Below are 18,813 nucleotides of genomic sequence, written 5' to 3' on the forward strand. Positions count from 1 at the left end.
ACAATGTCACGCTTACTGCGAATGACCCTGCTCGCGGCGCTTGCCGCCCTGCTGACGGCCTGCGGGTTTCACCTGCGCGGACTGGATGCGCCGTTGAAGCCGTTGCCGTTCTCGCGGCTGTTCCTGGCCTCCGACAACGCGCAGGTCACCCCGCCGCTCAAGGCGCTGCTGGCCGTCGATCCGCGGGTGATCCTGGTTTCTACGCCCAAGGACGCTCAGGCGATTCTGAGCGTGGTCGGCGAACAGAACAGCAAGGACATCCTGACCATCAATCGGGGCGGATCGATCAACCGCTACCAGTTGACCTACCGGCTGACGGTCCGGGTACTGCTGGATGGCGAAGAAGCCGGGCCGGATATTGAAATCGCGGTACGGCGCGAGCTCAGTTACAACGACCAGGACATTCTCGGCAAAGAGAAGGAAGAGGCGTTGCTGTGGGATGATATGCGCCAGGATGCCGCTCGCCTGCTGCTTTATCGTCTTGCCGTGCTGAAAAAGGCGCCGGCCATGACGCCGGTGCCGGATGCGTCAGGAAGCCATGCCGTCGTTAAGCCCTGACCATCTCGCGTCGGCGCTGGAACAGGGGCTTCGGCCCCTGTTCCTGATCCACGGAGAGGAGGCCTTGCTGGCCCTGGAGGCATGCGATGCCATCCGCGATGCGGCGCGCCGGCAAGGTTATGACGAGCGCGAGGTGCTGACGGTCGAGGCCGGTTTCGACTGGTCGCGCCTGACCGGTGCGTTGACCAGCGTGTCTCTGTTCGCGTCCCGCAAGGTGCTGGAAATCCGCATACCGGGCGGCAAGCCCGGCACGGAGGGCGCGGAAGCCCTGATGCGCTTGGCGGCCACGCCGCCCGACGACACGGTGACGCTGGTCGTGTTGCCGAGGATGGAGCGCGCCCAGCAGCAGAGCAAATGGTTCCAGGCGCTGGAGTCAAAGTCGCAGGTCATTCATGCCCAGCCGGTCGGACGCGGCGAGCTGCCCGGCTGGGTCGCCCGCCGCCTGAAGGCGCAGGGGCAGAGCATGGCGCCCGATGCGTTGGCCTTCTTCGTTGACCGGGTCGAGGGCAATCTGCTGGCGGCGCGCCAGGAAATCGACAAGCTGGCGCTGCTTTATCCCGCGGGGATGCTTGGCATGGAGGAGGTTCGCGAGGCGGTCGCCAATGTCGCGCGCTTCGACGTTTTCCATTTGTCCGAAGCCTGGCTCGCCGGGGAGGCCGCGCGCGTGACTCGCATGCTCGAGGGCCTTGAGGCCGAGGGCGAAAGCCCGGTGCTCGCGCTCTGGTCGCTGACCGAGGATGTGCGCATGCTGATCCGTCTTGGACGGGCGCTGGAGGAAGGGCGCGCGGTGCGCGACCTGGTGCGCGACCTGAAGCTGTGGGGCGTCAAGCAGAAGCTCGCCGAACCCGCCCTGCGGCGCATCGGGGCCAAAGCGCTGCGCGAGGCGCTGACCGAGTGCGCGAGAATCGACCGCATGATCAAGGGGGTGGAGCCTGGCGATGCCTGGCATGCCATGCGTTGTTTGGGATTGCGCCTTTCCGCCCGGCCGTAGCGACAATTCTTGCTGTCCTCCTTCTGAAAAGTCCGAAGTATTTCGGACTTTTTTTCTGTGTGTTTCAGCCGGTTCCGGCTATTGTTCCCCGCTGCCTACCAGTTAAGGTTTAACGGCTTGTTTGATGGATTCTGTAGCTGGCGATTCAGTCAGGAAGGAGGTCATATGCAGCCGGACAAGACATTGGCGCGGACGCGGAGCGTGCGCCGGGTGGTGAGTGATTGCATTCATAGCGCGCTTGATGCGCTGGAGTATGCCGAGGAGCCCAGACTGATCTGGTGGGATGGCAGGTTGCTGCGCATGCATCGCCTGACTTCGCGCAAGGCCCGGCAAATCATGCACGAGCCCGACGCCTTTCCCGGGTTGCTCGGCGTGTACGACCACCGGGCGCTCTACAGCGATCTTGCCGAACCGCTGGAGGATCTGCTCGGCGTGCCGCTTTAAGGCCAGGCGGCCGGTTCCTCACTCCCGGTGGTAGGGATGGTTGTTGAGAATCGATACCGCACGGTACAACTGTTCGGCGAGCATTACCCTGACCATGCCGTGCGGCAAGGTCATCGCCGACAATTGCAGAAGCAGATCGGCTCGGGACTTGAGTTCGGGCGACAGACCATCCGCGCCGCCGATGACGATGCACAGGTCCTCCCCTTCGGCGAGCCAGCGCTTCATCGAGTCGGCGAGTTGAACCGATGTGTACGCGCGTCCGCGTTCGTCCAGCACGATAAGCCTGGCGCGGGGAGGGATGGCGGCGAGAAGGCGGGAATGCTCGGCGGCGATGCCTTTTTCCGGGGTGACGCCCCCGCCGCGCTTCTCGGGTTTGATTTCCTTCAGTTCCAGCGTGATGTCACGGCCGAAACGTTTGGCATAGTCAGTGTAGGCTTCGTCGACCCAGCGGGGCATGCGTGTGCCGACCGCCAGCAGCGTGATTTTCATGCCGTGTCCGGTCAGACCGCTTTCCAGGGCTTGGCGCCCGTCGGCACGAAGGACGGCTTCTCTCCGCCCCACAGGGCTTCGATATCGTAATAATCGCGCACCGCCGGCAGCATCACGTGTACGACCACGTCGCCGGCGTCGACCAGAATCCACTCGCCGAATTCCTGGCCTTCGGTACCGACCAGTTCGACGCCCGCCTCTTTGAGCTTCACGGCGACGCTGTTGGCCAGCGCCTTGACCTGCCGGTTGGAGTCGCCGGTGCAGACGATCAGGCGCTGGAACAACGAGGTCAGCTCGGAGGTGTCCAGATCGATGATGTCCTTGCCCTTGACGTCTTCCAGGGCTTCCACGGCCAGTTTGGCGATATCTTCAATTTCCATGTGTTCTTCCAGATGGGGGCGCCGCGCTGCGGGGCGGCGACCGGGGGTTCGTGTGGCGTAGTAGCAGGGTCGTTTCTGTTAACGGTATAGCCTGTGTTCTCCGATATAGCGGAGAACCGGCGCGGGCACCAGCGCAGAGACGTCTTCGCCGCGAGAGATGGCCTCCCGGATCCGGGTTGCGGACAGATCGACAGGGGGCAGCCTCAGGGGGCGGATTGTACCTGAGGCGCGCTGATTTGAGAAATCAGCCACTTGCCGCTCGTGCCAGTGGCGGGCGACCTCGGGCGGGAGTGTGTCGGGGTGGAAGCCCGGCCGCAAGGCGACGGCCAGATTCGCCAGCCGGAACAGCCGCTCCCAGTCCTTCCAGCCGGGAAGGTTCGCCAGGGAGTCGCCTCCGATGAGAAACCAGAGTGGCGTCCGGGGGCCGATTTCCCCGCGCAATTCGGCGAGCGTGTCGACCGTGTAGGATGGCGCGTCGCGCCGGATCTCGCGGTCGTCGGCCTCCATGGCCGGTTCGTCGCGGACCGCCAGGCGGGTCATGGCGAGCCGGTCCCAGGCGCTGGCCGGTTCGGGCGGGGCGCGATGGTAGGGCTCTCCGGCGGGCACGAGCAACAGGCGTTCCAGGCCGATTTCGTCGCGAAAGGCGCGAGCCATGCGCAGATGCGCATGGTGGAAGGGATCGAACGTGCCTCCGAACAACCCGACGGCGGGGAGCGTCACGGCGCCTCGTCGAGGCCGGGATAGCCATCGACCACCAGATCCAGGGATCCGGTGCCCGGGTCGATCACCAGGCCGTGTACCGGGATGTCCCGGGGAATCAGCGGGTGCTGGCGGATCATGCTGACCGTATGGCGCACGCTTTCCTCGACATTGGCGAAGCCTTTCAGCCAGTTGTCCAGGTCGATGCCGGCCGAGCGCAGCGTGACGATGGTTTCCTCGCTGATACCGCGCTCCCGGGCCGCCTCGAGGATCGCATGGGGGTCGATGGCGTTCATGCCGCAATCGCGATGGGCGACGACGCAGATTTCCTCCGCCCGCAGGGCGTACACCGCCACCACGAGACTGCGCATGACCGAACCCCATTGATGGGTGACCAAAGCGCCGGCGTTCTTGATCAGCTTGGCGTCGCCGTTCTTCAGGCCCATCGCCTTGGGCAGCAGTTCGACAAGGCGCGCATCCATGCAGGCGAGCACGGCCAGGTTCTTGTCGGGGAATTTGTCGGTCTTGAGGGCTTCGTATTCTTTACGTTCGACGAAGCCACGGTTGTACTCCAAGAGACTGTTGAGCAAGCTCATTCGGTCCAACCTCCAAAATAGATGAATTGCTCCAGGCGGGGCGACATGGTACCACTTCTGGCCGCGGCGTTCACCCGGGGAGTCGGTATTTTACCACCGTGCTTCATGATCTTCGGTGACGCCGGCGAGCCGGTCCACGGACAGCGTCCGCCCGCTGAGCGGGTCGCGGACGGTTCCGTGAAAATGCCCGACCGGTTGCACATAGCGGCTCGCCGCCACGAAAAAGTCGCGGTTTTCATGGCGGGCGCCGCACGGCTCGAAGACCAGGTCGAGCAACCCGTCCGCAGTGCGTACCGTCCATGGCGCGAGCGGATCGCCGGCGTCGAAACCGAATGTCGCCGCCGCCAGGCGGTAGAGACGGTTGTCGAGCCACAGCGCGTTTTCGGCATCGCCCATATAGCCTTCCTGCAGGTTGAAGCCGAGTCCAGGCCGATGGGCGCTGGCCCAGCGCCACGCCGTCGTGCGGGCGAGTAGCCCGTCCGAGCGGTCAAGGCTCGCTGACGCCTTGTCGAATCGCCACTGGCGATCGCCCGCCGTCACGGTTCCCTGGGCCGGCAAGGCGCCGGTTTTCAGGGTGGCGTGGGCGGCCCAGTTGGCCGGCGCGATGCTGGCGAGAACCGGCGGCATGCCGGCAAGTTCGATCGCCGCGTCCAGCCGGAGCGCTTCCGAGCGGATCACCAGTTCCAGCATGCTGCCGCGTCGTTGCATGGCGATGACGCGTTTCGCGCGTTCGAAGCGGGCATCGCCGAACGACGCCTTATCGATGCGGACGGGCATGAACGGTATGCCGTCAAGGGACAGCGAGGCGGCGACGGCTCCGCTCGCGTAATCGAACAGATAAGCGAAGGCCGCGCTGGTCCAGCCGGCGTCGACCACGGCCATGCCGAGAAAGAACGCGTCATGGGAGACGGCCGCGTACTGCCAGCGCTTGTGATGCAGCCTGCGGGTCAGGCGCCGCGCCGACGGCAAGGCCAGCGGTCCCCAGTCAAGGGAGGGAATGATGCCTTCGTACATGCCGAATGCCGGCGTACCCGTGGCGCCGAACAGGGTTGACGGCGCGGGGGGCAATGGCTGGGTGGTCATCGCCATTCTCCTGATGCATTTGGAATGACAAGTCTAAAGCAAATCCAGCGGAATCTTCAGGTAGCGCACTCCGTTATTTTCCGGGCGGGGCAGCGCGCCGCCCCTCAGGTTCACCTGTATGGACGGAATCATCAATGCCGGCACCCCGAGTTGGCCATCGCGGGTTTCGCGCAACGCGACAAATTCCCGCTCGCCGATGGCGTCATTCAGGTGTATGTTGTGCGCCCTCTGTTCTCCGGCGAAATGGCAGGGTACCGGCTCCGCGCCGTTCGCCGGATAGTCGTGGCATAGATGCAGCCGGACGGTGTCGCCTAGGGACAACAGTCGTCTGGCCGATTGGTACAGGATCGCGGCATCGCCGCCGGGAAAATCGCAGCGGGCCGAACCGCTCTCGGGAGAGAATAGCGTGTCGCCGATAAAGACATCGTTACCGGTCCGGAACGCCATGTCGGCGGGCGTGTGGCCCGGCACCGACAGGGCTGTCGCGGCAAGGGCGCCGATCGGGAAGGTTTCGCCGTCTCGGAACAGGTGGTCGAACTGGCTGCCGTCTTCCGGGATTTCCCCTGCCGTGTTATAGACACGGTTGAAAATGCGGATCACTTCGACAACGCGCGCGCCGATGCCGAGTCGCCCGCCCACGCGCTGCTTGAGCCAGGCGCCCGCGCTCAGGTGATCGGCGTGCACATGGGTTTCGAGCAGCCATTCGACATGGAGCCGCTCCTGGCCGATGAAGGCGGCGAGCCGTTCGGCGCTATCGTGACGGATGCGTCCGCTGGCCGGGCAGTAATCCAGAACGGGATCGATGATGGCGGCCGACCCTCCCGGCTCGTCAAAGACGATGTGACTGAACGTGTGGGTGACGGGATCGAAAAACGACTGAATGCGGGCCTGCATGAGCGGTCTCCTGCAAATGGGTTGCAATCAGTATACAATTAAATATAATGATCGCAAGGCACGATCATTCCGTACAGAAGGTACACCATGGATCTGAACGTTGTGAGAGAAAACGCCTCGCGGGCGTGTGCCCTGTTGAAGAGCCTGGCCAACGAGGACCGGCTCCTGCTGCTGTGTCAGCTGGTGGACGGGGAAAAAACCGTCTCGGAACTGGAACGGCTGACCGGCATCCGGCAACCGACGCTGTCACAGCAGCTGGGCGTGTTGCGCAACGAAAACCTGGTCAGCACCCGTCGGGAAGGCAAGTGGATCTACTACAGCATCGGCAATCCGCAGGTCATGACCATGCTGGAGACGCTTCACGGTCTTTTCTGTCGGGAGACCTTCGGAGAAATGGATCTCAATGAGTCTCGATCTTGAACACTTCCAGCCCTGGCTCGCCTTTGCCGGAGGCTTGGCGATCGGCGCGGCCGCCGCGCTCCTGGCGGCGCTGAACGGCCGGATCGCCGGAATCAGCGGTATTCTCGGTGGTCTTGCCGATCGCGCCGGCGACTGGGGCTGGCGGCTCGCTTTCGTGGCGGGGCTTGTCGCCGCGCCGTGGCTTTCCCCCCTGGTTTTGCCGGCCGGTCTGGCGTTGCCGCCCGACAGGGGCGGCTCTTTTGCCGTGCTGATCCTGGCGGGCGTGCTGGTCGGCTTTGGCACCCGCATGGCGTCCGGATGCACCAGCGGACACGGCGTGTGCGGTCTTGCGCGGCTCAGCCCGCGTTCCCTGGTCGCGGTGCTCTGTTTCATGGCATCGGGTTTCGCCACGACTTTCATTGTGGAGCACCTGCTGTGAAATGGTTGACAACACTGACCGCCGGTCTTGCCGGGCTGCTGTTCGGACTGGGGCTGATCGTATCCGGGATGGCCGATCCTGCCAAAGTGCGCGGATTTCTGGATCTGGCGGGGGCCTGGAACCCCAGTCTGGCCTTCGTGATGGGTGGCGCCATTCTGGCCGCGTTCCTGCCGTTCCGTTTTCTGGCTTCCCGCCGCGCCAGCCTGCTGGGCGAACCTCTGCGCTTGCCGGCGCGCCGTGACATTACCCGGCCGCTTGTCGTCGGCAGCCTCCTGTTCGGGGCGGGCTGGGCCCTGGCCGGAGTGTGTCCGGGGCCGGCGCTGGTGCGCCTGGGATCGGGGTCGGCCGATGCGCTGGTGTTCACCCTGTCCATGCTCGCCGGCATGAAACTGTTTTCCCTGTACGACGCGCGATGCCGCTGAGCGGATGGCTGCCCCGGTGGATGACCGGATACCGGCGGCACTGGTGGTGGGGCGATGTCACGGCGGCCGTTGTCGTTACCCTCTTGCTGGTTCCCCAGAGCCTCGCCTATGCCGCCGTGGCGGGGTTGCCCGCCGGGATTGGCCTGACGGCCAGTGTCGTGCCGCTCGTCATTTATCCCTTCACCGGAAAAAGCCATGCCCAGTCCGTCGGGCCGATGGCCGTCACCTCGCTGATGGTGCTGGCCACACTCTCGAAGTTCGCCACTCCCCATGGCGCCGACTATGTGGCGCTCGCCGCGTTGCTGGCGCTGCTGTCGGGCGCGATGCTCGTCCTGATGGGCATGCTGCGATTCGGTTTTTTGGCGGATCTGGTGTCCGGGCCGGTGATGGCGGCGTTTCTGGCCGCCTCGGCGGGGTTGATCATCGTGTCCCAACTGGCCGCGCTGGCCGGGCTGCCCGGCGGTGGCACCGCCTTGCCCTCGCTTCTGGCCCATCTTTGGCGAGTCCGGGGGGCGCTGGATCCGGCCGCGGCCGGTTTCGGTCTGGTCTCGCTGGCCCTGTTCGCCGGATTGCGGCGTGTCGTCGCGCCGTCGCTGCTGTCGGCCGGCGTGAGCGAACGCATGGCCCAGGCGGCCGGCCGGGCGGTCCCCTGCCTGGTCATTCTTGCCGGGATGGCCGTCTGCCGTTACCTGCTGCCCGGTTTGCCACGGGTCGGCGAGGTGCCGTCCGGAGTCCCTGAGCTGGCGTTGCCGTGGTCCGTGCTGGGGCGCGTGCCGGACCTGGTCGTTCCCGCCTTTTTCATCGCGATCGTGAACTATGTGCAGAGTCTGTCTGTCGCACAATGGCTGGCGCAACGCCGCGGCGATACGGTGGATCCGGATCGCGAACTGCTCGCGATTGGGCTGTGCAATCTGGGCGCCGGGGCGTTCGGCGCGTTCCCGGTGACGGGCGGACTGACCCGCTCGGTCGTCAACGAATCGGCCGGCGCGCAGACCCAGCTCGCTTCGCTGATGACCGCGGCGCTGATGCTGTCGGTCATGCTGTTCGCCGGCCGTGCGCTCGCGTGGCTGCCACTGCCCGCGCTGGCGGCCACCATCATCGTCTCGGTGTCGGGCATGCTGACATTCGCTCCGTTGGTCCGCGCCTGGCGTACCGACCGGGCCGATGCCGCCGCCTGGGCGGCGACATTCGGCCTGGTGCTGCTGCTCGGAGTCGACGCCGGTATCATCGCCGGCGTGGTGGTGTCGTTGGCCAGCTGGCTGTGGCGCAGCCGCCAGCCGCACATGGCCGAGGTGGGCCGCGTGCCGGGTACCGAACATTTCCGCAATGTGCTGCGCTACGATGTCGAGCGCCTGCCGGGCGTGCGGATGCTGCGCGTCGATGAAAGTCTGTATTTCGGAAACCAGCGCGTGGTGCGGGAGCGCATACTCGAACGGGCCGGAGGCGACGGGGGTATCCGGTTTCTGGTTCTGGTGATGAGCGGGGTCAACCGGGTCGACGCTTCGGCGCTCGCCATGCTGTCCGATCTGGACGGCGCCTTGGCGGAACGCGGCGTGACGTTGTATCTTGCCGAAGTGAAGGGGCCTGTCGGCGACGTTCTCGAACGGGGTGGACTGCTGGCGGGCTTCTCGGGCAGGATATTCCTGTCCGCCCACGCGGCCTGGCGGTTCTTGTCGATGCCGGCCGATTTTCAGATTTGAGCGCGAAAGCGGCGACCCCGGTTCTCCGCCGTTTTTGCCCTGTTTGCGAGCCGCATGAAAAAACTACTTGTCGCGCTGCTGGCTGGCGCCACCCTGATGCAACCGATCGCCCTGTACGCGGATTTGCCGGATCTGGGCGAGATTTCCGATACCTCCCTGACCCTGGCCGACGAGGCCCGGATCGGCCGCGATGCGATGCGGGCGTTGCGGGAAGAGGGGGCCATTATCGACGACACCGAGATCAATACCTATTTGCAGGCGATCGGCGGCAGGATGGCGTCCGGCGCCAAAATCCCCAACCTGCATTTCACGTTCTTTGGCGTCAACGATTACGGGATCAACGCGTTCGCGATGCCTGGCGGGTATATCGGGGTCAACGCGGGACTGATCCTGACCTCGCAAAGCGAGGGAGAGCTCGCCTCGGTGATCGGGCACGAAATGGCCCACGTCACCCAGCGGCATATCGCCCGCGCGCAAGCGGCGAATTTTCCCAACCAGCTGATCATGCTCGCGACCATCGCCGCCGCCGTGCTGGCGTCGCGCGCCGGGGGCGGGCAGGCCGCAGCCGGCGCGGTGAACGCCGGCATGGGGCTGGCCATGTCGAATCAGCTCGCGTTTTCGCGCGATTTCGAGCGCGAGGCGGACCGGGTGGGCATGCAGTACTTGTCGGCGGGCGGCTTCGACGTGCGCAACATGCCGCAGTTTTTCGAGCGCATGCAGCAGGTGAACCGGTTCAACGACAATAACGCCTACGCTTTCTTGCGCACGCACCCGGTCACCGGCGAGCGGATCAGCGAAGCGCAGAACCGCGCCGAGGGCTATCCGGTGAAAATGAAGCCGGACAGCACCGACTACCTGCTGGTGCGCGAGAAGCTTCGCCTTGGCAACATGGAAGGACAGGACGCGATCAAGTATTACGAGGCCGCGTTGCAACGGCGCTTGTTCCTCAGCGAAGGCGCGGTCTGGTATGGCATGGCGCGCGCGCGTCTTGCCGGACACGACACGGCCGGTGCGCGCCAGGCGCTTTCCGAGGCGAGACGGCTGCTGCCGCCCGACCCGATGCTCTTCACCCTGGAGGCCGATATCGACCGGGAGTCCGGCAAGCTGTCCGCCGCGCTTGTCGCGTACCGGCAAGGGCTGGCCGCGTTCCCCGACAATCCCGCCCTGATGCAGGGAGAACTCGCCGCGCTGATCGACACGGGCGACCGGGTCACCGCGCTGGCCAAGGTGCGGACCCGGCTCGACCGTTTCCCGGCGGATTCCGAACTTTACCGGCTGCAAGCCCGTCTTTATTCCGAGAAGGACGCCCTGCGCTATCACGCCGCACTGGGGAACGCCTACTATTTCGATCGCCGTTTCGAAGCGGCGCTCGAGCAGTACCACTTGGCGGCCAAGGCGCCGGGCGAGGACTTCTACCTGCGCTCCTCGATCGAGGCGCGCACTCGCGAGTTGGAAAAAATGCTCAAAGATGAAAAGAACAAAGCGAAATAGTCATACAAACGTTCCAAATTGGCATGCCGCGCTGGCAAAAAAACAACATGGTGCGATGCAATAAGCGGCGCGGCCGGCCTGATTTCGAGTAAATAGCCCAGAGTCCTATTCCTTTTCGAACTGGCGGCGTTTTACACTGCAGGCAACCCGGTTCGTTGTTCGCAACCGAACATTTTTATTAGTTTTTTGTTCGTTTATAATCCTGATTGCTGGCGCGGATTCAAATTCGATCCCGAATGACGCATAACGATAGGGGATCGCTCCTCTCCCGCGCCCATGAAACCAAGATGTGAGGATGAGATATGGCTGCAACCTTCCCGGACGATATCGACCCGCTGGAAACGAATGAATGGCTGGAGGCCCTCGAATCGGTGCTCTTGACCGAGGGGCCGGAGCGCGCCCACTACCTGCTGGAGAAGCTGGTCGAGCGCACCCGCAGCCGCGGCGCGCACCTGCCTTTCGATGCGACCACGGCCTACCAGAACACCATCCCCGTCGGGCGCGAGAAAAAATCGTCCGGCGACTTCGAAATGGAACACCGCATTCGCTCGATCAACCGCTGGAACGCCATGGCCATGGTGCTGCGCGCCGGCAAGAAAGAGCTCGAGCTTGGCGGTCACATCGCCAGCTTCCAGTCGGCGGCCACGCTCTACGATGTCGGCTTCAACCACTTCTGGCGCGCGCCCAACGACGAGCAGGATGGCGATCTGGTGTATTTCCAGGGTCACTGCGCGCCGGGCGTGTATGCCCGCGCCTACATCGAAGGCCGTCTCTCCGAAGAGCAATTGGATAATTTCCGTCAGGAAGTCGACGGCAAGGGGCTGTCGTCCTATCCCCATCCGTGGCTGATGCCGGACTTCTGGCAGTTCCCGACCGTCTCGATGGGCCTTGGCCCCTTGATGGCCATCTACCAGGCGCGGTTCCTGAAATATCTGGAAAGCCGCGGTCTCGCCCGGACTCCCGGCCGCAGGGTATGGTGCTTCTGCGGCGACGGCGAGATGGACGAGCCCGAGTCCCTGGGCGCGATCAGCCTGGCGGCCCGCGAGGGACTCGACAACCTGATCTTCGTGGTGAACTGCAACCTGCAACGCCTGGATGGCCCGGTGCGCGGCAACGGCAAGATCATCCAGGAGCTGGAGGGAGACTTCCGCGGTTCCGGCTGGAACGTGCTCAAGGTGATCTGGGGCAGCCGCTGGGATCCGCTGCTGGCGATGGACAACAAGGGCCTGCTGAAAAAGCGCATGGACGAATGCGTGGATGGCGATTACCAGACCTTCAAGTCCAAGAATGGCGGATATGTCCGGGAGCACTTCTTCGGCAAGTATCCGGAGCTGCGCGAGATGGTCGCCAACATGTCCGACGACGAGATCTGGAATCTCAATCGCGGCGGCCATGATCCGCACAAGGTCTTCGCGGCCTACCACGAAGCGGTGAACAACGCCCGCGGCCGCCCGACCGTGATCCTCGCCAAGACCATCAAGGGCTATGGCATGGGAACGTCCGGCGAGGCGCAGAACATCGCCCACCAGGCCAAGAAAATGGATCTGGAGTCGATCCGTCGATTCCGTGACCGGTTCGGCATCCCCATCCCGGATGACAAGCTGGCCGAGGTGCCGTACTACAAACCGGCCGAAGACAGTCCCGAGATGGTTTACATGCGCGAACGCCGCAAGGCCCTCGGCGGCTACCTGCCGGCGCGCCGTCCGGTGCAGGCGCCGCTGGCGATTCCGGGGCTGCATGTGTTCGACGCCCAGCTCAAGGATTCGGGCGAGCGCGAGTTCTCCACGACCATGGCCTTCGTGCGCATGCTCGGCACCTTGCTCAAGGACAAGAACATCGCGCGCCAGATCGTGCCGATCGTGCCTGACGAGTCCCGGACGTTCGGCATGGAAGGCATGTTCCGTCAGTACGGCATCTGGTCGTCGATGGGTCAGAACTACGTGCCGCAGGATCATGACCAGCTGATGTTCTACAAGGAGTCGCGCGACGGCCAGATGCTGCAGGAAGGCATCAACGAACCGGGCGCCATGTCGTCGTGGATCGCGGCGGCGACAAGCTATGCCAATAATGGCATCCCGATGATTCCGTTCTACATCTACTATTCGATGTTCGGCTTCCAGCGCATCGGCGACCTGGCCTGGGCCGCGGGCGACATGCGCGCGCGCGGTTTCATGCTGGGTGGCACGGCGGGCCGCACCACGCTGAATGGTGAAGGGTTGCAGCACGAGGATGGCCACAGCCACATCCAGGCCGGCCTGATTCCCAACTGCATCAGTTACGACCCGACCTATGCTTACGAGCTGGCGGTGATTCTTCAGGACGGACTGTCCCGCATGTACGTGAACCAGGAGGACGTGTTCTACTACATCACCCTGATGAACGAAAACTACGCGCATCCGGCCATGCCGGCCGGCGCGGAAGAGGGCATCCTCAAGGGCATGTACCTGCTGCGCGACGGTGGCGACGCCGAAGTGAAGGTGCAGTTGATGGGCTCGGGCACCATTCTGCGCGAAGTGATCGCCGCAGCGGACCTGCTGCGCAACGATTTCGGCGTCTCCGCCGACATCTGGAGCGCGACCTCGTTCAACCTGCTGCGCCGCGACGGCATGGAGGCCTCGCGCTGGAACATGCTCAATCCGCTGGAGGCGCCGCAGGTGCCCTACGTGACCGCGCAACTGGCCGACCGCAAGGGACCGGTGATCGCGGCGACCGACTATATCCGCAACTATGCCGACCAGGTCCGCGAATACGTGCCGGGCCAGTACGTCGTACTCGGCACCGACGGTTTCGGACGTTCCGATTCCCGCGGCAATCTGCGTCAGTTCTTCGAAGTCGACCGTCATTATGTCGCCGTGGCCGCCCTGTCGGCGCTGGCGCGCGAGGGTCGGATCGAAGCGGCGCGCGTTGCCGAGGCCATCAAGCGCTATGGCATCGACACGGCCAAGCTGCCGTCCTGGAAGGCATGAGCGGGGAACCTACACTATGAGCAATCTGATTGAACTGAACGTGCCGGATATCGGCGGACACAGCAATGTCGATGTGATCGAGGTGTTCATCCTGCCGGGTCAGACGGTGGCGGTGGACGATTCCCTCATCACCCTGGAAACCGACAAGGCCACCATGGATGTTCCGGCGAGCCACGCCGGGGTGGTCAAGGAGGTTCGCGTCAAGGTCGGCGACAAAATCAGCGAAGGCGGCGTGATCGCCCTGATCGAGGTGTCGGACCCGGCAAGCGCCGAAGCGCCAAGCCCGGCGCCGGCTCAGGCCTCCGCCCCCTCCACGGCGCCCGCCGCCGCGCCCGCGACGAGCGGCGCCCCCGCCGAAATCCGTATCCCGGATATCGGCGGCCATAGCGGTGTGGACGTGATCGAAGTGGCCGTGAAGCCTGGCGATACCATCGCCGTGGACGACACGCTGGTGACGCTCGAGACCGACAAGGCGACCATGGATGTGCCGGCGACGCTGGCGGGCGTGGTCAAATCGGTCGCGATCAAGGTTGGCGACAAGGTCGGCCAGGGCGATCTGATCGTGGTGGTCGAGGGCTCGGCCTCCTCAGCTGTGGCTCCGGCAAGTCCCGCGCCGGCGCCCGCTCAGGCCACCCCGGCTCCCGCCCCGGCCCGGGCCGAGCCGGCCGCTCCGTCCGCCGCGTCGACCAGCGTCGACGAGGCGTCCTTCGCCCGCGCCCACGCCGGGCCGTCGGTACGGCGCCTCGCGCGCGAGCTGGGCGTCGACCTTTCCCGCGTGGCCGGCACCGGCCGCAAGGGGCGGATTGTCGAATCCGACGTGAAAGCCTACGTGAAGTCGCTGATGAGCGGCGTCGCGGCCGCTCCGGCGGCCTCGGCTGCCCCGTCCAACGGCTCCGGCCTCGATCTCTTGCCGTGGCCGAAAGTCGATTTCGCGAAATTCGGTCCGGTGGAGACGGCGCCGCTGTCGCGCATCAAGAAGATCTCCGGCGCGAACCTGTCGCGCAACTGGGTGATGATTCCCCATGTGACGCAGTTCGACGAAGCCGACATCACCGAGATGGAAGCGTTCCGCAAGGCCATGGGCGAAGAGCTCAAAGCCGAGGGCGTGAAACTGACGCCGCTGGCCTTCCTGATCAAGGCGTCGGTCGCGGCGTTGAAGAAATTCCCGGAATTCAATGCGAGCCTGGATGGCGACAATCTGGTGCTCAAACAGTATTTCCACATCGGCTTCGCCGCCGACACGCCGAACGGTCTCGTGGTGCCGGTGATTCGCGACGCCGACAAGAAAACCCTGTCGGAAATCGCTCAGGAAAGCTCGGCGCTGGCGAAAAAGGCCCGCGACGGCAAGCTGACTCCCAACGACATGCAGGGGGGCTGCTTCAGTATCTCCAGCCTTGGCGGTATCGGCGGCACGGCGTTCACGCCGATCATCAATGCGCCGGAAGTGGCGATCCTGGGCGTGTCCCGCTCGGCCATCAAGCCGGTATGGAACGGCAAGGAGTTCGCTCCGCGCTTGATGCTGCCGCTGTCGCTGTCCTATGACCATCGCGTCATCGACGGCGCTTCCGCCGCGCGCTTCACGAGCTATCTTGCCCAGGTGCTGGCCGATATCCGCCGTCTGATGCTGTGACAGGAACTGCAATGAGTCAAACCATGGAATTGAAGATCCCCGATATCGGGGGGCACAACAATGTCGATGTGATCGAGGTGTTCGTCAAGCCGGGCGATACGGTGAAAGTGGACGACTCCCTGATCACCCTGGAGACCGACAAGGCCACCATGGACGTGCCGTCGACCCACGCGGGCGTGGTCGCCGAAGTGCGCATCGCGGTCGGCGGCAAGGTGTCCGAGGGCGATGTGATCGTCGTGTTGGAAGCCGCTGCGCAATCCGGCGCTTCGCCCTCCGCGGAAAACACCGGTGTGGCGTCGGCGCATACCGAAGCGGGCAGCGTGCCTGCCGCGCCGGTTCCCGCCACACATGCCGGTGGCGCCGACATCGAATGCGACATGATGGTGCTGGGCGGCGGGCCCGGCGGCTACTCCGCGGCCTTCCGCTCGGCGGATCTGGGGCTCGATACGGTGGTTGTCGAACGGTTCGCGACCCTTGGCGGCGTCTGCCTCAACGTCGGCTGCATCCCGTCCAAGGCGCTGCTGCACAACGCCGCGGTGATCGACGAGGTCAAGCACCTGGCGGCCAACGGAATCCGTTTCGGCGACCCGGAGATCGACATCGACGGTCTGCGCGGCTATAAGGAAAACGTCATCGCCAAGCTCACCACCGGGCTCGCCGGGATGGCCAAGGCGCGCAAGGTCCGTGTGGTGCGCGGCATCGGCCGTTTCATCGATCCCCACCACATCGAGGTCGAACTGACCGACGGCCCGGGCAAGGCCGTCACCGGCGAGAAGAGAGTGGTGCGCTTCAAGCAGGCCATCATCGCGGCCGGCTCGCGCGTGGTGAAGCTGCCGTTCATTCCGGACGATCCGCGCATCGTCGACTCCACCGGCGCGCTGGAGCTCAAGGCGGTGCCGCAAAAAATGCTGATCATTGGCGGCGGCATCATCGGGCTGGAAATGGGCACGGTCTATTCCACGCTCGGCGCCCGCCTCGATGTGGTGGAAATGATGGACGGCCTGATGCAGGGCGCGGATCGCGATCTCGTCAAGGTATGGGAAAAAATGAACGTCCACCGTTTCGACCGGATCATGCTCAAGACGCGCACGGTCGGCGTCGAACCCCGCGAGGATGGCATCTGGGTCAGCTTCGAGGGCGAGCAGGCGCCGGAAGGTCCGCAGCGCTACGACCTGGTGCTGGTCGCGGCCGGTCGCGCGCCGAACGGCAAGCTGATCGGCGCCGAGAACGCCGGCGTGACGGTATCCGAGCGCGGATTCATTCCGGTCGACAAGCAGATGCGCACCAATGTGCCGCACATTTTTGCCATCGGGGACCTTGTCGGCCAGCCGATGCTGGCGCACAAGGCCGTGCATGAAGCGCATGTCGCCGCTGAAGTGGCGGCCGGTCACAAGGCCTTCTTCGATGCCCGGGTCATCCCCGGCGTGGCCTACACCGACCCGGAAGTGGCCTGGGTCGGCATGACCGAGGAAGAAGCCAGGGCGCAGGGCGTGAAACTCGAGAAGTCGGTGTTTCCATGGGCGGCTTCGGGACGCGCGATCGCCAACGGTCGCGACGAGGGTTTCACCAAGCTGCTGTTCGATGCGCAGACGCATCGCATTGTCGGTGGCGGGATCGTCGGCACCCACGCCGGTGACATGATCGGTGAGATCTGCCTGGCGATCGAAATGGGCTGCGATCACGAGGATATCGGCAAGACCATCCATCCGCACCCGACCCTGGGGGAATCGATCGGCATGTCCGCGGAGGTGTTCGGCGGAGTGTGTACCGACTTGCCGCCGCAACGACGCAAATAATTCGTGTCAGAAAGTACCATAATGCGACGAGGCCCGCCCTCGTCGCTTTTTTTGTTTTACCATGTGCCCATTGCCGTGAAAGCCGGAGCCATGCGACCCCACCCGCCGATCTTCCGCATCCTGATCCTGACTGGCGCGCTATGCGTCTTGCCGTCCCCGGCGCTCGCCGCGGTCGACTATGCCGTACGCGTCGATGCCCCGGCGCCGCTGGCCGCACTGCTTGCCGAACACCTTTCGCTCGTCACGGATCGCAAGGATCCCGATATGGACGAGGCGCTGCTTGACGCGATGGTGCGCGACACCCCCGAAGAGGCGGTCAAACTGCTGGAAACGGAGGGGTATTTCGCCGCGCAGGTCCGCGTCGACACCGAACCTGGCAAGACGCGCGGCTATGTGGTGAAGGTCGAGCCGGGACACGCGGCGACGGTCGCCGATGTGACGATCCGGCTGACCGGCCCGATCCACGGGGAAGAGGATTTTCAGGGGCGGTACGCCGCGGTGCTGGAAGCCTGGACTTTGCCGATCGGCGCCCCCTTTCGCCAGTCCGACTGGGAGGACGGTAAGAAGGCGACGCTAAGGCTGCTGCTCGTCGACCGTTTCCCCATGGCGCGCATCGCCCATAGCCGGGCGCTGGTCGATCCAGTCACGCGCAAGGTGGATCTGGATGTCGAACTGGACAGCGGCCCGCGCGTCGAGTTCGGTGCGCTGGCCATCAAGGGGCTCGAGCGCTATCCGCCGAGCGTGGCCCGGGGGCTGGCGGATTTCCGGGAAGGCGATCCCTACCGGCTGGACAAGCTCCTCGCCTATCAGTCGGCGCTCGAACAGTCTCCGCACTTTTCCACCGCCATTGTCAGCGCCAACCTGCAGCGCTTCAGCGACGGCAAGGTGCCGGTGGAGGTGGATTTGACAGAATTTCCGCGCCAGAAGCTGGAGTTGGGTCTGAACTATGGCACGGATGTCGGGCTGGGTACTCGTATCGGTTACGAGCATTACAATATTTTCCGGCGAGGCTATACCGGCTCGCTGGTGTACGACTGGAAAAAAAGCGAGCAGCAGTTTTCCCTTGGGCTTGGCTTGCCGCGTCAATCCGACGGCTATGCGCATTCGGCGACCTACGCCTACAAGCGCACCGATACCAATAACGTCATCGAGCTGTCCCACTCCGCCGGGCTGTGGCGCACGCGTTCGCGCGGCAAGATCGAGGCCCGGCTCGGGCTGGAATACCTCGCCGACAGCCAGAAAGTGGCCGGGAACACAACCATCAACCGGGCATTGATTCCATCGTTCGGCTGGACACGCCGCTCCGTGGACAATCCCCTGCGCCCGCGCTCCGGCCTCTTGATCGACTCCAAATTGTCCGGCACGATCGGCGGCGCGTTGTCCAATACCTCGTTCGTGCGCGGCTATCTGAAAGCCACCGCCTACTGGACGCCGTTTCCCGGATGGGGAACCTGGGTGGGACGCACCGAGCTTGGTCAGGTCTGGGCCAACGATACCGACCAGGTCCCGTCTTCCCTGCTGTTCAAGGCGGGCGGCAGCAACAGCGTTCGTGGTTACGATTATCAGGCGCTGGGCGTGCCGGGGCCGGACAATAGCGTGCTCGGCGGCCGGGTGCTCGCCACGGCCAGTGTCGAATACCAGATCCCCGTGATGCGCGACTGGGCGCTGGCGCTGTTCACCGACGTTGGCGACGCGAGCCAGAGTTGGAAGTCCTACCGCTCCCGTCATGGCAATGGTGTCGGCGTGCGCTGGATGAGCCCGGTGGCGCCACTGTCTTTTGATATCGCCAAAGGAGACAAGCTCCGTTGGTACCTCAGCCTCGGGCTGGCTTTTTGA

The 18,813-nt window shown here is 64.5% G+C and carries 18 protein-coding genes; 12 read left to right on the forward strand and 6 right to left on the reverse strand.

Annotated features, from left to right (window positions below; all coding sequences use genetic code 11):
* Positions 1–3: 3 nt before the first annotated feature.
* The 3 genes from JNO50_RS01215 (at position 4) to JNO50_RS01225 (ending at position 1,993) form a co-directional block, all read left to right on the forward strand.
* On the forward strand, positions 4–558 hold the full coding sequence (locus tag JNO50_RS01215) for an LPS-assembly lipoprotein LptE (protein ID WP_189533708.1): 555 nt from the start codon (positions 4–6) through the stop codon (positions 556–558).
* The gene (holA, locus tag JNO50_RS01220) at positions 539–1,549 is read left to right on the forward strand and encodes a DNA polymerase III subunit delta (RefSeq protein WP_189533706.1); all 1,011 of its coding nucleotides are present in this window, start codon (positions 539–541) and stop codon (positions 1,547–1,549) included. The genes JNO50_RS01215 and holA overlap by 20 nt, the downstream gene beginning before the upstream one ends.
* A gap of 165 nt (positions 1,550–1,714) precedes the next feature.
* Positions 1,715–1,993: a hypothetical protein gene (locus JNO50_RS01225; protein WP_189533704.1), complete on the forward strand. Its 279-nt coding sequence runs from the start codon at positions 1,715–1,717 to the stop codon at positions 1,991–1,993.
* An 18-nt stretch (positions 1,994–2,011) separates the two neighbouring features.
* On the opposite strand, the gene rlmH is transcribed toward JNO50_RS01225, so the two are convergent.
* From rlmH to JNO50_RS01255, 6 genes are all read right to left on the reverse strand, one after another.
* Entirely contained in the window at positions 2,012–2,482 is a 471-nt protein-coding gene (gene rlmH / locus JNO50_RS01230; protein WP_189533701.1) for a 23S rRNA (pseudouridine(1915)-N(3))-methyltransferase RlmH, read from the reverse strand.
* A gap of 11 nt (positions 2,483–2,493) precedes the next feature.
* Positions 2,494–2,862, reverse strand: coding sequence for a ribosome silencing factor (gene rsfS / locus JNO50_RS01235; RefSeq protein ID WP_189533699.1), 369 nt, complete (start codon positions 2,860–2,862; stop codon positions 2,494–2,496).
* Between the two features lie 78 nt (positions 2,863–2,940).
* Positions 2,941–3,582 carry a nicotinate-nucleotide adenylyltransferase gene (nadD, locus tag JNO50_RS01240; RefSeq protein WP_189533697.1) on the reverse strand — a complete coding sequence of 214 codons (642 nt, stop codon included), beginning with the start codon at positions 3,580–3,582 and terminating at the stop codon, positions 2,941–2,943.
* Entirely contained in the window at positions 3,579–4,157 is a 579-nt protein-coding gene (locus JNO50_RS01245; protein ID WP_189533695.1) for a beta-class carbonic anhydrase, read from the reverse strand. Before JNO50_RS01245 ends, nadD begins: the two co-directional genes overlap by 4 nt.
* Positions 4,158–4,247: 90 nt before the next feature.
* Positions 4,248–5,240 carry a DUF2804 domain-containing protein gene (locus tag JNO50_RS01250; RefSeq protein ID WP_229804646.1) on the reverse strand — a complete coding sequence of 331 codons (993 nt, stop codon included), beginning with the start codon at positions 5,238–5,240 and terminating at the stop codon, positions 4,248–4,250.
* A 33-nt stretch (positions 5,241–5,273) separates the two neighbouring features.
* Entirely contained in the window at positions 5,274–6,134 is an 861-nt protein-coding gene (locus tag JNO50_RS01255; RefSeq protein ID WP_189533691.1) for an MBL fold metallo-hydrolase, read from the reverse strand.
* Between the two features lie 87 nt (positions 6,135–6,221).
* On the opposite strand from JNO50_RS01255, the gene JNO50_RS01260 reads away from it, so the two are divergent.
* The 9 genes from JNO50_RS01260 to JNO50_RS01300 all read left to right on the forward strand — a co-directional run bounded on the left by JNO50_RS01260 (position 6,222) and on the right by JNO50_RS01300 (position 18,813).
* Positions 6,222–6,554 carry an ArsR/SmtB family transcription factor gene (locus tag JNO50_RS01260; RefSeq protein WP_189533690.1) on the forward strand — a complete coding sequence of 111 codons (333 nt, stop codon included), beginning with the start codon at positions 6,222–6,224 and terminating at the stop codon, positions 6,552–6,554.
* Positions 6,538–6,972 carry a YeeE/YedE family protein gene (locus tag JNO50_RS01265; protein WP_189533688.1) on the forward strand — a complete coding sequence of 145 codons (435 nt, stop codon included), beginning with the start codon at positions 6,538–6,540 and terminating at the stop codon, positions 6,970–6,972. The genes JNO50_RS01260 and JNO50_RS01265 overlap by 17 nt, the downstream gene beginning before the upstream one ends.
* On the forward strand, positions 6,969–7,394 hold the full coding sequence (locus tag JNO50_RS01270) for a DUF6691 family protein (RefSeq protein WP_229804640.1): 426 nt from the start codon (positions 6,969–6,971) through the stop codon (positions 7,392–7,394). Before JNO50_RS01265 ends, JNO50_RS01270 begins: the two co-directional genes overlap by 4 nt.
* Positions 7,385–9,094, forward strand: a complete 1,710-nt coding sequence (locus tag JNO50_RS01275) for a SulP family inorganic anion transporter (RefSeq protein WP_244976378.1) — start codon at positions 7,385–7,387, stop codon at positions 9,092–9,094. The genes JNO50_RS01270 and JNO50_RS01275 overlap by 10 nt, the downstream gene beginning before the upstream one ends.
* 54 nt (positions 9,095–9,148) lie before the next feature.
* A complete protein-coding gene (locus JNO50_RS01280; protein ID WP_189533686.1) occupies positions 9,149–10,585 on the forward strand; it encodes a M48 family metalloprotease in 1,437 nt (478 codons plus the stop codon).
* 302 nt (positions 10,586–10,887) lie between these two features.
* Entirely contained in the window at positions 10,888–13,551 is a 2,664-nt protein-coding gene (gene aceE / locus JNO50_RS01285; RefSeq protein WP_189533684.1) for a pyruvate dehydrogenase (acetyl-transferring), homodimeric type, read from the forward strand.
* A gap of 16 nt (positions 13,552–13,567) precedes the next feature.
* The gene (gene aceF, locus JNO50_RS01290; RefSeq protein WP_189533682.1) at positions 13,568–15,181 is read left to right on the forward strand and encodes a dihydrolipoyllysine-residue acetyltransferase; all 1,614 of its coding nucleotides are present in this window, start codon (positions 13,568–13,570) and stop codon (positions 15,179–15,181) included.
* A gap of 11 nt (positions 15,182–15,192) precedes the next feature.
* Complete coding sequence (gene lpdA / locus JNO50_RS01295; RefSeq protein ID WP_189533680.1) at positions 15,193–16,977, forward strand: dihydrolipoyl dehydrogenase; 1,785 nt, start codon at positions 15,193–15,195, stop codon at positions 16,975–16,977.
* A 90-nt stretch (positions 16,978–17,067) separates the two neighbouring features.
* Complete coding sequence (locus JNO50_RS01300) at positions 17,068–18,813, forward strand: autotransporter assembly complex protein TamA (RefSeq protein ID WP_229804637.1); 1,746 nt, start codon at positions 17,068–17,070, stop codon at positions 18,811–18,813.

The sequence above is a fragment of the Paludibacterium paludis genome (genome assembly GCF_018802605.1).
Lineage (GTDB): Bacteria > Pseudomonadota > Gammaproteobacteria > Burkholderiales > Chromobacteriaceae > Paludibacterium > Paludibacterium paludis.